Annotated in this window: 7 protein-coding genes and 1 pseudogene; 4 read left to right on the top strand and 4 right to left on the bottom strand. The window is 61.1% G+C overall.

Going from position 1 to position 14,512, the window contains the following annotated elements:
• The first annotated feature begins 538 nt into the window (after positions 1–538).
• From S101446_RS18295 to S101446_RS17545, 4 genes are all read left to right on the top strand, one after another.
• A complete protein-coding gene (locus S101446_RS18295; RefSeq protein ID WP_167376408.1) occupies positions 539–7,129 on the top strand; it encodes an autotransporter-associated beta strand repeat-containing protein in 6,591 nt (2,196 codons plus the stop codon).
• Positions 7,130–7,215: 86 nt separating this feature from the next.
• Positions 7,216–7,821, top strand: coding sequence for an invasion associated locus B family protein (locus S101446_RS00775; protein ID WP_244184321.1), 606 nt, complete (start codon positions 7,216–7,218; stop codon positions 7,819–7,821).
• 536 nt (positions 7,822–8,357) lie between these two features.
• Positions 8,358–9,496 (top strand): IS3 family transposase gene (locus S101446_RS00770; RefSeq protein WP_087607272.1). Its coding sequence is split into 2 segments (ribosomal slippage): positions 8,358–8,601 and positions 8,601–9,496, totalling 1,140 coding nucleotides; the frame shifts between segments, so codons are not numbered across the junction.
• A 257-nt stretch (positions 9,497–9,753) separates the two neighbouring features.
• Positions 9,754–10,344, top strand: a complete 591-nt coding sequence (locus S101446_RS17545; protein WP_157684788.1) for a hypothetical protein — start codon at positions 9,754–9,756, stop codon at positions 10,342–10,344.
• A gap of 18 nt (positions 10,345–10,362) precedes the next feature.
• On the opposite strand, the gene S101446_RS00765 is transcribed toward S101446_RS17545, so the two are convergent.
• The 4 genes and pseudogenes from S101446_RS00765 to S101446_RS00750 all read right to left on the bottom strand — a co-directional run bounded on the left by S101446_RS00765 (position 10,363) and on the right by S101446_RS00750 (position 14,365).
• The gene (locus S101446_RS00765) at positions 10,363–11,289 is read right to left on the bottom strand and encodes a DUF2493 domain-containing protein (RefSeq protein WP_087607271.1); all 927 of its coding nucleotides are present in this window, start codon (positions 11,287–11,289) and stop codon (positions 10,363–10,365) included.
• 323 nt (positions 11,290–11,612) lie between these two features.
• Positions 11,613–12,659 (bottom strand): DUF7146 domain-containing protein, encoded by a 1,047-nt coding sequence (locus tag S101446_RS00760; protein ID WP_087607270.1) that lies wholly within the window; start codon positions 12,657–12,659, stop codon positions 11,613–11,615.
• Positions 12,646–13,086: pseudogene (locus S101446_RS00755) on the bottom strand (hypothetical protein). The gene S101446_RS00760 and the pseudogene S101446_RS00755 overlap by 14 nt, the downstream one beginning before the upstream one ends.
• An 82-nt stretch (positions 13,087–13,168) precedes the next feature.
• Positions 13,169–14,365 (bottom strand): DUF932 domain-containing protein, encoded by a 1,197-nt coding sequence (locus S101446_RS00750; RefSeq protein WP_087607269.1) that lies wholly within the window; start codon positions 14,363–14,365, stop codon positions 13,169–13,171.
• Positions 14,366–14,512: the final 147 nt, after the last annotated feature.

Genomic DNA, 14,512 nt, shown 5'->3' with positions numbered 1-14,512 from the left:
ATGGATCGAATTGCCTGCTAGCTGATGCGATTCACCCCAAGTCCCATCGAGCACCAGCCTTCCGGGTCCGACGCATGAAAGGGAGGCTGGATTCCCGGTGATCTTCCAGACGGGCTGGAAATATTATCGGTGCCCAAAGCGGTGACGGGAATGCACCGCCCCGTCCGGGTTCGGCAATCGTTAGGCAATGGTTATGCTTTTCCATCAATAACATCCGATACCCGGATGCAGGATATTTTTTCCTGATATCCTTCTGGTTGTCTGGCAATACCACAATGGAATTCAGGTCAATATCTACTTGACCATTTTTTACGAATAGATATATTCCACCAAAGTTACATTATCTTTGAAATAATATTGTTTTTTTCGGCTAAACATAATCGAAGTGGGGAAATAATTCCTAATGGCGGCTGGAAGTTCTGTGTGGTACGGGTGCGGATCACCAACCAAGTTGCGTATGTGGCTGCTGTCGGCAACCGGCTTGGCTCTGATTGCTCCGGGGCAAGCGCTTGCGCAGTGCGTCACATCCGGCACCAGTGTGACGTGTACCGGTAACACTGGCAGCACGACAACGGTCGAGCCCAGCAAGACGGCACTGATCGGAACCGGTCTTGGCAGTTCGATTTCTTCGGTTACCGTGGCCGCAGGCGCAACAGCAGCCTATGACCGGACGGTCATCAGTGTGGGGTCCGGTAGCACGCCAACGACACCGAATACGATCACGATTAATGGGTCCGTGCTTGGCGGCGGTCAGGACCAGGGCCCCGACAGCATTGGCGGCAACGCCATTGAGTTTGGCAGCAACACCGCCCTGACCATTGCCCGGGGTGGCGTGGTCGAAGTTGTGGCTGGGGGGTCGAATCAGGCCGAAGCCATCAATCCGACGGGTTACAATAATACGATTACCAACTACGGCACGATCAAAACCGATACGGGTGCTGCGGATATCTGGTTTCAGGGCACCCAGTCAACCGCCAATGGCAACGTTAATACAATTGATAATTATGGTACGATTACGGCCGGTTCGCAGGGAACTGGCACTGTAATCGGCAACAGCAATTCTGGCGTTGTCCATTTCACCAATGAGTCAGGTGCGACAGTCAATGGCAACATCACGCTTGGGTCATCCGGCTCCCTGGCAAATGTCGTCACGTTTTACGAAGGTTCTACCGTCAACGGCTCGGTGTCCGGTGGCGGCAATGCGGCGACCCTCGATCTTACAGGTGATGATAAGACCGATACTCTGGCGAATAGTGTAAGCGGGTTCGGTACCCTCGACAAAGATGGGACGGGGTCATGGACTGTTGGATCGGCAGATGCGCCGCTAACGTCGCTCAGCCCCACCCTTGCCGTCAATGTGAATGACGGCACGCTGGTCCTGGCTGGCGATACAAGCGTGACGCAGGCGACAGTCAAAATCAATTCCGGCGGAACGCTGCAACTGGGACAGGGCGGGACCAGTGGATGGGTCGACGGCATTACCTACGATAATGGTACGCTTGCCTTTGACCGGTCCGACTCCAAGACTTTTGCCAGCAATATTACCGGCACGGGTGGCATTGATCAGATGGGTAACGGCACGACGGTTCTGACCGGTACCAATGCCTATAGTGGCGGTACGGTCATTTCCGCCGGAACGCTGCAGGTGGGAGACGGCAGCACCACCGGGTCGATTACTGGCAACGTCACCAACAACAGCAACCTGGTTTTTGACCGTTCTGATGCGACCACATTTGCCGGAAACATCTCCGGTAGCGGGAATATCAGCCAGGTCGGTGCGGGCGCCGCAACGCTGAGCGGCGTCATTTCCGGCACCCAGAATCTGACCCAGGCGGGAACCGGCTCCACGATCCTGACAAATGCCGATACTTATTCCGGCACGACCACAATCTCCCAGGGAAGCCTGCAACTGGGCGATGGCACGACCAGCGGCACGATCGCAAATTCAGCTGCCATTGTTGATAATGGCAACCTCACGGTCGATAACCCGACCACCACCACCCTGTCGCAGGTCATCTCGGGCACGGGCAGCGTGACCCAGAGTGGCAGCGGGACAACAGATCTTACGGCAGTGGAAACCTATGCCGGTGCCACCACGATCCAGAACGGTACGCTGGCGCTTGATGGGGCTGGCAGTATCGCATCCTCCAGCGGTGTGCATGACAATAGCGGCACATTCGATGTGTCTGGTGTCAGCGTTGCTGGAACGACCGTGAATGCGCTGGATGGAAGCGGCACGGTCGTGCTGGGCGACAAGAACCTGACCATCGCTGACGGCAATACCACATTCGGAAACGTCTTTAGCGGCAGCGCCAGCGGCACGGGTAGCCTTACGGTTGCGGGCGGCACGGAAACCCTGTCGGGCGCCAATACCTATACAGGCGGCACGACGGTTGCATCGGGGGCCGGGCTGGACCTGTCGGGCAGTGTCGCGGGCAACGTTGCGGATAACGGCACGACCACGCTGGATGGCGGCACGGTTGGCGGCACGGTTGCCGATAATGGCACTCTGGCCGTCACGGCCAATGGTGGCACGGCAGGCTCCCTGTCGGGCAGTGGTGCGGGCACGCTGGCAGGCGGCCTGACCCTGACCAACGCGGCCGATACCTATGCGGGCGCGCTGTCGGGTGCGGGCGGCCTGACGGTGGCTGGCGGGACGGAAACCCTGTCGGGGCAGAGCACCGGCTATACCGGCACGGCCACGGTGGGGCCCGCCGGGACGCTGGATGTGACGGGATCGATTGCCGGGGATGCCAGCAACGCGGGCAACCTGAACGTGACGGGCACGGTCGCCGGTACGGTCGGCAACACCGGGACGATGGACGTCAATGGCGGCACGGTGGGCGCCACGACGAACAGCGGCACGGTCACGGCGGAAAACGGCACGCTGGCGTCGCTGGACAATACGGGCAACGCGACCCTGACGGACAGCACCGTGACGGGCGCGCTGACGAACGAGGCAACTGGCACGGCCATCGCGACCGGCGGGACGATCGGCAGCGTCACCAATGCCGGCACGCTGACGCTGGGCGCGGGCAATACGGTGACGGGTGATGTCACGAACGCCGCGGGTGGCGCGCTGACACTGGATGGCGACACCATTGGCGGGACGCTGGCCAGCAACGGAACCAGCCTCGACGTGACGACGAACGGCGCATCGGCGGCCTCGCTGTCGGGCAGCGGCAATGGTACGCTGGACGGGACGCTTACGCTGACGAATGCGGCGGATACCTATTCCGGCGCGTTGTCGGGTGCGGGCGGCCTGACGGTCGCCGGCGGGACGGAAACGCTGTCGGGAGCCAATACCTATAATGGTGTGACCACGGTGGCATCCGCTGGCACCCTGGATGTGACGGGATCGATTGCCGGGGATGCCAGCAATGCGGGCAACCTGAACGTGACGGGCACGGTCGCCGGTACGGTCGGCAACACCGGGACGATGGACGTCAATGGCGGCAATGTGGGCGCCACGACGAACAGCGGCACGGTCACGGCGGAAAACGGCACGCTGGCGTCGCTGGACAATACCGGGACCGCGACCCTGACGGACAGCACCGTGACGGGCGCGTTGACGAACGAGGCAGCCGGCACGGCGACGGCGACCGGCGGGACGATCGGCAGCGTCACCAATGCCGGCACGCTGACGCTGGGTGCGGGCAATACGGTGACGGGTGATGTCACGAACGCTGCGGGTGGCGCGCTGACACTGGATGGCGACACCATTGGTGGGACGCTGGCCAGCAACGGGAGCAGCCTCGACGTGACGACGAACGGCGCGTCGGCCGGCTCGCTGTCGGGCAGCGGCAATGCCGCGCTGGATGGCACCCTGACCCTGACCAACGCGGCGGATACCTATTCCGGCGGGCTGTCGGGCACGGGCGGCCTGACGGTCGCTGGCGGCACGGAAACGCTGTCGGGGGCGAATACCTACAGCGGTGCGACAACGGTGGCGTCCGGCGCGGTGCTGCAGCTTGGCACGGGGGGGATGTCCGGTTCACTTGATGGCACGTCCGGCATCAGCGATGATGGCACGCTGGTTGTGGACCGGTCCGATGCATCCACCCTGTCGGCACCGATTTCCGGCAGCGGCGCGCTGGTTCAGGCAGGCACGGGCACGACAACCCTGACTGGCACCAACAGTTACAGCGGTGGCACGACCATTTCCAACGGCACGCTGGCGGGCACGACCTCGAGCTTCGGTTCGGGCGCGATTACCGATGACGCGGCGCTGGATGTCGATGTCGCCTCCACCGATACGGACAGCCTGGCCAACACGGTCACGGGCACCGGCAGCATGACCAAGACAGGCGGCGGTACGCTGGTGCTGGATAACGCCGCCGACAGCTACAGCGGTGGCACGACGGTTGCAGCGGGCACCCTGCAGGTCGATGGCAATGAAAGCCAGATCGGCGGCACGACAACGGTTGCGTCGGGCGCCACGCTGTCGGGTGTCGGGACCATGGGCGGGGATGTCACCATCGCCAGTGGCGGCACGCTCTCGCCCGGTGATGGCGCCAACAGCGTCGGCACCCTGTCCATTGCCGGGAACCTGACCGAAAGCAGCGGGTCCATCGCGAATTTCGATATGGGGCAGGCCGGGACCGTTGGTGGGAAATATAACGATCTGGTCAGTGTCGGGGGCAACCTGACGATTGCCGGCACCCTGAATGTCAGCCAGAGCCCGGGCGGTGATTTCGGGCCGGGTGTGTATCGCCTGTATGATTATGGCGGCACGCTGACCAACAATGGCGTGACGCTGGCCGGGACGGGTGAAACACTGCAGACATCCGTTGATAACGAAGTCAACCTGGTCGTGGCGGCGGCTGGCACGCAGGAGCAGTACTGGGATGGCGGCAACGTCAACGGCGACCACGGCAGCGATGGCACGTCCGGCAACGGACAGGTCGATGGCGGGAATGGCGTCTGGACCGCGCCGGGTGGCAGTGGTGATGGCAACTGGACCAGTTCGTCCGGAACGGGCAACACCCCCTCCACACAGGGCGCATACGACATATTCGAAGGCAAGGGCGGCACCGTCACCGTTGATGACAGCAGCGGCGATGTCACGCTGAGTGGCGCGCAGTTCGCCAATTCCGATGCGTCCAGCGGCGGCAAATATGTCATTACCGGTGATACGCTGTATTCATCCGGATCGGACCTGACGCTGCGCGTCGGTGACGGTACGGCCGCCGGCGCGGCGACGGTCGCGGAAATTGATTCCAAGATTGACGACAGCAAGGTCGCGGGTGGCACGACCCTGACCAAGACCGATGGCGGCACGCTGATCCTGGGCGGAAACAACAGCTATAGTGGCGGGACCGATATCCAGGGCGGCACGCTGGTGGGCACGACATCCAGCTTCGGCACGGGTGCGATCAATGATGAAACGGGCGCCAGCCTGACGCTGGACCAGGGCACGGATGGCACGCTGGGCAACGGGCTGAGTGGTTCCGGCGCGCTGGTGAAGGATGGTTCCGGTGATGTCACGATCGCCAGTGATGATTCCGGCTTTACCGGCAACACCAGTGTCAATGACGGCACCCTGACGGTCGATGGCTCGCTGGCGAATTCCAGCGTGACCGTCGCCGGGGCGGGGACGCTGGCTGGCACCGGGACCGTGGGCTCGACCACCGTTGCCAGTGGGGGCACCCTGTCACCCGCCGGTGGCAATGCGCTGGGGACGCTGACGGTTGATGGCAACCTGAACATGGGTGCCGGTTCCACCTATGTCGTCAATGGCGGGACCGCGGGACAGAGCGACCTGGTATCGGTCACCGGTGGGGCGACCCTGACCGGCGGCACGGTTGAATTCACGGTTCCCAGTGGCACCACACTCAAACCCGGGACCGAATATACCATCCTGACCACCCAGAACGGGGTGACGGGGCAGTTCGCGGGGCTTTCGACCAACCTGTCGGATGCCTATACCTTCCTCTCGCCTGAACTGCTTTATACTGCGGACGACGTGGATATTACGCTGGGCCGGAACACCACGACCTTCGAATCCGTTGCGAATACGCGCAATGAACGCGACGTGGCGGCCGTGCTGGATGGCATGGGTGGCAGCAATGCGATGGTGACCGCCATCGAGCAGCTGAACGGGGCGCAGGCGCGCAAGGCCTTTGACGCCCTGTCGGGCGAGATCCATGCATCCGCCCGGACCGCGTTGATCGAGGACAGTTTCTATGTCCGCAACGCCGCGATCGACCGCCTGCGCAATGCCGCGTGTGATCCCGGCGCCGACGCCAACCAGAAGACGGCAACCCTGAAGGGCCGCAGGACGGACGGCACCTGCATGCAGGACCGCGTGACGCTGTGGGGCGAGGCCTTCGGGTCGTGGGGCCATAATTCCGGCGATGGCAATGCAGGCGGCATGAACCATTCCGTTGGTGGCTTCGTGCTGGGCGCGGATGCGCCGGTCTTCAATACGTGGCGCGTTGGCGGACTGGTCAGCTATGGCCGTTCGACCTTCAGTTCCGAAGGGACCGATGCCTACGGGCACAGCAACAACGTCACGGTTGGCGGCTATGCCGGGACGCACTGGGGTCATCTGGCCCTGCGCATGGGGGCGACCTATACCTGGGCGATGATGTCCACCAGCCGGAGCGCGTCCTTCCCCGGTTTCTATGAAAAACTGAACAGCAGCTACAATGGCGGCGTGGCGCAGGGCTTTGGTGACCTGGGGTATCGCTTCGACCTGGGCAAGACCGCGATCGAGCCGTTTGGTAACGTGGCCTACGTCAACATGCATACGGACAGTTTCCGTGAACATGGCGGGGCGGCGGCGCTGAACGGGCGCGCCATCGATACGGGCACGACCTATTCCACCTTTGGCGTGCGCATGTCGTCCGTATTCCATGCGGGCAATGTCCTGCTGGTGCCCGAAGGCAGCCTGGCCTACCGTCATACCTTTGGTGCGACGGTGCCCACCACGCGGGAAGCCTTTGCCGCGGGCGGCAGTTCGTTTGATGTCGCGGGCGTTCCCCTGTCGCGTGACGCCGCCGTGCTGAATGCCGGGCTGCGCGCACACCTGACGGATCGTCTGGAACTGGGCATTTCCTATATCGGCCAGTATGGCAACAGGTCGGTGGATAGTGGCCTGCGCGGCCGTTTCGCCTGGAAGTTCTGACCGGGCGGCGACGTCCCTCTCTTGATCAATCAATCACCATCTGGCCGGGCGCCCTGTTCCGGCCAGATGCCTGTATGGAATGTGGAATGATGAACTGGAAAATCATGGCAGGCGCGGCAGCCTCCCTTGCCATCCTCGCCGTGGCGGGAACAGAGGTTGCCCAGCATGCCACGGCCTCCACCGCTACAGCCAGGACTGCCCCGGCGGCCACGCCTTCCGCACCGGCACCCGCACCGGCGACGCATCTGCTGCCTGGTGGCGCAACGTCCATCAATGAAACCTATCAGGACTGGCGGGTCATATGCCAGCAGACCGACAAGGCGGCGGGCTGCATCATGGTGCAGCAGATCATGGACAAGAAAACGCACCGGATGGTCATGAACATGGAACTGACCACCGATCCGCAGGGACTGCGCGGTGTTGTCGTACTTCCGTTCGGGCTGGATCTGGGCAAGGGGGTCACGGTAAAGGCGGATAACGCACCCGTCGGGCAGCCGGTCGGCTTCAGGACATGCCTGCCGTCAGGATGTATCGCCCCCTTTGCATTCGATGCCTCTGTCCTTGCGCGCCTGCGGACCAGCAAGACCATGCAGGTTGCCGCAGTTTCCACAAGCGGGCAGACCATTGCCTTCCCGGTATCCCTGAATGGTTTTTCCAATGCGTTTGATAGAATAAATAAAATAAGTAAATAAATCTTTTGCTATGTATTATAAAAAATTATTGTTTCCTGACGTTTATTCTATTGCAATTCCTCAAAATCATAAATGGCTGTTGATTTTCACTGAGAACTGGGCTCTTCCGCAAAGTGTGTGGTGCGAGGACTTGTACTGCGGAAAAGAAGCTGAAAAATCCTGAAGGTATGCAACTTTTGGGGATTTTTCTGTCGTGCCACGCTTCCGGTGCCTTGATTGTTGATTTTCACTGAGAACTGACCCGGGTAGGGCGGAAATTTTCATCGAGATTTGACCCATGCCTTCACACTCCCCGGCAGCATCTGCTGGGGGTTTGAGGAGTGATTGACATGGAGTTTCTGAGTGTGATCCGTCGGTGGCACTGCCGGGATCATCTTCCGATCCGCGAGATCGAACGCCGAACGGGACTGTCACGCAATACGATCCGGAAATATCTCCGGGCACAGAGTATTGAACCGCGGTTCCAGGTGGACTTGTGACGGTTTTGTGCCGGTTGACTGAGCGTTTAAAGCTTTCAACAAGAGAGGCATGAGACCATGGCATTGAAGCAGACAGAAGAGTTTCGCCGCGAGGTGGTGAGGATCGCACTCAGCAGCGGTTTGCCCAGGACACAGGCGGCAGCGGATCTGGGGATTGGCAAATCAACGCTGAGCCACTGGATTTCGCAGTATCGGTCGAGCGATCTGACAGCAACAGCGCCTGGAGCGCAGACGGATCCCGTCTGGGAGAACGAGCGCCTTCGCCTGGAAAACCGTGTCCTACGGGAGGAGAGGGAAATATTAAAAAAAGCCACGCAGTTCTTCGCGAGCCAAAAGACGTGAGGTTCGCGTTTATTGGGACGCATCGTGACCGCTGGCCCATCGTGCGCCTGTGTCGGGTCCTGCAGGTCTCGACGCGTGGCTACCGGGCGTGGGTTTCCAGGCCCATGTGCGAGCGCCAGCGCACCGACCTGAAGGGCCTGGCGCATATCCACGAGCATTTTGCCCTGAGCAACCGGACCTATGGCCGTCCGAGGATGACCATGGAGCTCAAGGAAGCAGGGCTTGCTGTTGGTGAGCGTCGTGTGGGGCGACTGATGAAAGCCAACGATCTTCGTCCCGTGCGTACGCGTCGGCACAAAGTCACGACCGATAGTCATCATACCCTTGGTTTTGCAGACAATATTCTGGGCCGCAACTTCATGACTGATGCCGCCAATCGGAAATGGGCAGGCGACATCAGTTATATCTGGACCAGCGAAGGCTGGCTTTACCTTGCTGTCGTCATTGACCTGTTCAGCCGCCGCGTTATCGGTTGGGCCGCCAGTGACCGGATGAAAAAGGACCTTGCTATCAGGGCGCTCGATATGGCGGTGCGTCTACGCAATCCACCACCTGGCTGTATTTTCCATTCTGATCGCGGCAGCCAATACTGCTCCCATGATTTCCAGAAAAAATTGATGGAACACAGGATGACACCGTCCATGTCCGGCAAGGGAAACTGCTACGACAACGCCGTGATCGAGACCTTTTTCAAGAGCCTGAAGGCCGAAATGCTCTGGAGACAAAGTTGGCCTACACGGCGTCAAGCAATAGCCGCCATCTTTCAATACATCAACGGCTTCTATAATCCGCGACGGCGCCACTCCTATCTCGGGAATATCAGCCCACTCGCTTTCGAGGCCAAAGCCGCGTAAAAGAGATCACATACTGGCACAAAACCGTCACAAGTCCAAAGACAGGCCGGTGCGTGATCCAGGCCTGCCCGCCAACTGCCGTACAGGCAGTCAGACCTGCGCGATATTCCCGCCGGCCGGTCCGGGCGGAGCCATGCCGGTAAAGCGGGCGAACGCAATGTCGTCCACCAAAATATTGCAGACATAAGAAAACCACAGAATTCCTTTAAGGAATTCAAAATGGACCACCTCACCAAGACGACAATTGGAGTGAAAAAATGCTTACCACTTCGGACATTATAGGATATTTTATAAAATACATTGCTCCAATATCTATTGCAGCCGCTAATTTTTTTAAGTTTATTTATAAAATACGATTTGGATTTCTTCACATATCAAAGTCAAAGACAGAAAGAATCTTTGCTCTTTTTTCTCAAGACCCGTGCAAAAATACAGCCAACAGATACGCGCTGTACATTGCGGTCGGAGATGCGTTGAGTAGCTTTTATCCAATACCTGAAATTGAATTCGCTTTTGCACGTAGCAATCCTCTCGTCATGCTACGAGACATGAGAGCCGTGCGACACCTGGTGCGACTAAATGTAGAAAAAAACATCATCGAGAGTCCTCGAAAGAAAAGTGCGAAATATTTCTACGTCCAAAGTAATTTATCTTATGGGATATCTGCTTTTTCCTATTTTCCGGTGATGGCTTTTGCCATTTTCATCCAACATAAAAGTCAGGCTATTGGTGCATTTTTAGTTATTTCTTATCTTGTCCTCGCTATATTAGGTTTCTGGCGTGGCCTGCAAATGAACCGCGCATACCAGCTCATGCAAAGTGAAAAATTCTACCCCCGACTGTCATAGGAACCGACAAGACGGCGCTCACGCGCCGCCGCCGAACCGAAGGACCGGGATACCGAGACGCTTCGCCTTGTCGGCGAGGTTCTCCTGAATGCCGGTTCCGGGAAAGACGATGACGCCGATCGGCATGGTGTCGAGCAGCGCATCGTTACGGCGGAAGGGCGCTGCCTTGGCATGCTTCGTCCAGTTCGGCCTGAAGGCGATCTGCACGATCTCGCGGTGATCGGCCCAGCGTGAGGCAATGAATTCTGCACCTTTGGGCGAGCCACCGTGGAGCAGCACCATGTCGGGATGCTTGGCCCGGCCCCTGTCGAGCCGGTCCCAGATCAGGATATGGTCGTCGAAGTCCGGGCCCCCGGTCACGACCACCTTGGGGCCGGGCGGGACCAGCAACTCACCCTCGGCGCGGCGTCGGGCGTTGAGGAAATCGCGGCTGTCGATCATGGAGGCCGTCATGGTGCGGCGAGACACCAGCGAGCCGGTCTTCGGCCGCCACGCGCTCAGGGTCAGGCGTTCGAACTGTTCCTGCGCCTCGTCGCGGAATATCTCGTAGGCGTTGCGGCGCTCGATTAGGCTCAGCCCTTCGGCGATCAGCCGCTCCAGTTCCACCGAGCGGATCTCGCTGCCGTCCTGTTCCTGTTGGCTGCGCTTCTGCGCCTGCTCGTTGCGGTCAAGCTCGCGTTCAACCTGGCCAACCATGCGGTGGAAGATGTTCACGGCAGACCAGAGCAGCGCTTCAAGGTCGGGTTCCAACCGTGTGTCGGTCAGCGTCGCGGCGATGGCGTCGAAGATGTCGGCCACAGCACCCCCGATGCGCGGCGCTTCGGGCAGCGGTCTCGGGTCCGGCTCGTCCTCGAAGGGACGGTAGCCATACATCTGGAGCTCAGCCAGCACATGGGCGGTGGAGGAAGCGGCGTGCGGCGGTTCAAAATCATCGGTGCGGGTCATGTTGCGGTCCTCCCAGGTCTCCGGCCGCGCCCTTCGCGCCCTTTCCGGGGGCGGATAGCGGCAGACCAGGGACGGGCCGGAACCGCGCGCTCGCGCGCGGCCGCAGCGCAGCGAAGGATGGCAGGGAGCCGGCTATTTTGCTTCGCGATGTAAAGCGCCCCCACAGGGGCGCGACGGAAAATAGCCAGTCCCCGCCATTGAAGGCCCGACCCGGCTGACGCCCGCTCCCCACTCGAAAGGCCGAGGCGCGGACCTGCCGGACGGGAGGCACAACAGGTCCGCCTGACGAAAACGGAAACCGCCCGCCCCTCTTTCCGTCCCGCTCAGGTGCCGGCGGCCTCCAGAAAGCGTGCTACGTCCGCTGGTGCGAGTTGCGGATGCAGGATCGCCCGCAGCGCACTGCGCCCAAAGGCCCTGAGGTCATCGTTGAAATCGCCCAGCCGTGGCGACAGCCCGATCACCTCGATCCCGGCGTCATCCGCGCGGGCGTGCAGCGTCGCCAGCGCCTGATCCCCGGCCGGATCATCATCGCGCAGGACGTAGAGACGGCGCAGCAGTGACGGAAAGATCAGGGCGGCGAGATGCGCCGAGGACAGGCAGGCGGCCAGCGGTAGATCGGGCAGAACCTGCCGCAGCGACAGCACCGTCTCGATGCCTTCCCCGGCGGCCAGCACGTCGGATGCCACCCCGAAGCGCACGGCGTGGCCGAGCAGACCGCCCAGGGCGCGGCGCGGATGATCGACCGGCGCCTTGCCGCGCCCATCCGCCGCCAGCCAGGTGCGATGCACACCGGTCAGAGTGCCGTCGAGGTCAGTGACGGCGGCGATCATCGCGGGCCAGGTCTCGGTCGGACCGTCCTCGTCCGGGCGATAATAGCAATGCGGATGGAAGCGCAGGGCGCCGGTTCCGTGCAAAAGCGTCATGTCGCGTCTGCGGAGATACGCTTCTACGGATGTCCCCGCGATCGGCCCGGACATGGCCCAAAGCCGTCGCGCCGCTTCGGAAGAACTGGCGGAACCACGCTCACGGGCAGACCGGTCCTGTGACGATGGTATCGCATCGGGACGCGGCAGGCTGAGGAAGGCACGCGCCTCATCGGCCACGTCGCGGAAATCCACCAGGCCGAGGCTTTCGCGGATCACGTCGAGCAGGTCGCCATGTTCGCCCGACTGTGCATCGGTCCATTTTCCGGCCCTGCCATTGGCGGTGTCGCGCAGCCGGACGAACAGCGACCGGCCGGGGGTATTGCGCACGTCGCCGACCAGCCAGTAATTACCATGACGGCAACCGGCGGAAAGATACCGCTGGCACACCGCCTCCGCATTCTCCGCCAGACGACGGGCCAGATCGCCTGCATCATGCCCGGCCATCGCCTTCCCCTCCTGTATCGGGATCGCCTCCGTCCAGGGCGATCGCCAGCCAGCGATCGGTGGTCATCTAGGAAATCGTCTTGCGCCGGCCAAGGTCAAGCAGATGCGCGCCGCCACTGAAGGCGGCGATCCGGGGACGTGAACAGCTATTGGCCCACTGGAACCCCCATCGGCCGCGCAACCGGAATGTTCGCGCACAGCGCAGCACGAATTCCACCACCTGCTGCGGATCGCCGGTCGTCTCATCGTGCATCCAGAGTTTCGTGCCGCCATATTCGGGCACGATCGACAGAATGAAACCGTCAGAGGGCGGGTCTTCCGCCGCCAGTTCGTCCGTGAATTCATTGTAGAGATCGAGCGCCTTTGCCGCATTGTCCACTGTGCCCACGTCGAGCACGCAGGAAAAATGCGTGAAGAAATCAGCCATCGGAAAAACTCCCGAAACGAAAAAGCCCGGCGCAGGGGCCGGGCTCGTAAAACGTTTTTGCGGAAAAACGGAAAAGCGGCTTTCAGGAAGCACGCTCCATCAGCCTGCGGGCCTTCTCCTCCAGATCCAGCCGCGTATCCTGATTGGCCTTCGTCCGCGCCAGTGCGGTAATGCCCTGCACGAAATCGAACACGCTCTCGGGCTTGCGACCTTCCTCGTTCAGCACGGTTTCGATGATTTTGGTGGTTTCCGGTTTGGAGAACCCACGACGACGCAGGAAACTTTCACGATCCTCGTCATTCTTCGCCACCAGCGCCTTGCGCGAGGCCTGAATGCCAGAGACGAACGAGGCCGGGCTGGCCGTGGCGAAATTCCGCAACGCGGGTGTGGCCTGATACACGAAACGCGAGGCGGCGAACTTGCTATGCCGGATCGTGATCTGTTCGAAATTTTCCACGCCCCAGAGCACCCTGTTTTGACACACTCCGCGCAGATAGAATGACGCAATGCCAAGGCTCTTGCTGCCGACTTCCGAATTCCAGGCATAGAAGCCCCGGAAGTAGAGGTCGGGGTCACCATTGGGCAGGCGTCCGGCCTCGATCGGGTGTGTATCGTCCACGAGGAACAAGAACACATCGCGATCCGATGCGTAGAGCGTCGTGGTTTCCCTGGTGATGTCAACATAGGGATTATGGGTCATGGTCGCCCAGTCGATGACACCGGGCACCTTCCAGTTGGTGTCACCCGTGCCATCTCCGGCGATCTTGCGCACCGCACCGACCAGTTCGTGGTCCCAGATGCGGCCGTAATCGGGGCCGGTCACGGCGCGCAGTTCCACCCGACCGTCTTCGGTCTCCAGTGTTTTCACCAGTTCGGCGCGGTGCGACAGCAGGCCGTGCTGCAGGTTGATCGCCGCTAGTGGTGCGGGAAGATTGCGCAGGTATGACGATGGCGCGCCGACCAGGCTGCACATCTGGCCAAACGACCAGTGCGTGGGCGCAACCGAGTCATTCTGTCCCGGCACAGTCAGGGTCAGGCGCTCGGCATTGTCGCGCGCGGCCTCCACGCGAATGGCGCGGCTTTCCACCGTGCGGGCCGTGGCCCGATCCGCGCGCGCCAGCGTCGCGGCATGCAGGTCAGACAGGGACAGGTAGCGCTCGTCATCAGGACGCGAGAACCATTCGGACGATACGCGGGCGCTGCGGGTGCCACGGGAGGGGTCGATCCGGAAGCCGCTGGACGCGGCATCACGGGACGCAGGGGATAGGATGGTGGTCATGGAAAACTCTCCTCTGATGCCAGTTATTCGGCACCAAAGGCGAAGCCGCCCTCTTCCTCTGATCACCACTTCCCACGCGGGATCCCATCCAATCCCAGAGACACCTAGCCCCTCGTTCCGGAACACGGCGTCCCCGTCATCTACCGG

The sequence above is a fragment of the Komagataeibacter europaeus genome, assembly GCF_002173515.1.
GTDB lineage: Bacteria > Pseudomonadota > Alphaproteobacteria > Acetobacterales > Acetobacteraceae > Komagataeibacter > Komagataeibacter europaeus.
Note: the sequence above shows the minus strand (reverse complement) of the source record. Positions and strands in the feature narration are given on the sequence as shown.

Coding starts and splice junctions, on each gene's coding strand:
- S101446_RS17545 (WP_157684788.1), top strand. CDS start 9,754: ATGCTTACCACTTCGGACATTATAGGATATTTTATAAAATACATTGCT.
- S101446_RS00750 (WP_087607269.1), bottom strand. CDS start 14,365: ATGACCACCATCCTATCCCCTGCGTCCCGTGATGCCGCGTCCAGCGGC.
- S101446_RS00765 (WP_087607271.1), bottom strand. CDS start 11,289: ATGACCCGCACCGATGATTTTGAACCGCCGCACGCCGCTTCCTCCACC.
- S101446_RS00775 (WP_244184321.1), top strand. CDS start 7,216: ATGATGAACTGGAAAATCATGGCAGGCGCGGCAGCCTCCCTTGCCATC.
- S101446_RS00760 (WP_087607270.1), bottom strand. CDS start 12,659: ATGGCCGGGCATGATGCAGGCGATCTGGCCCGTCGTCTGGCGGAGAAT.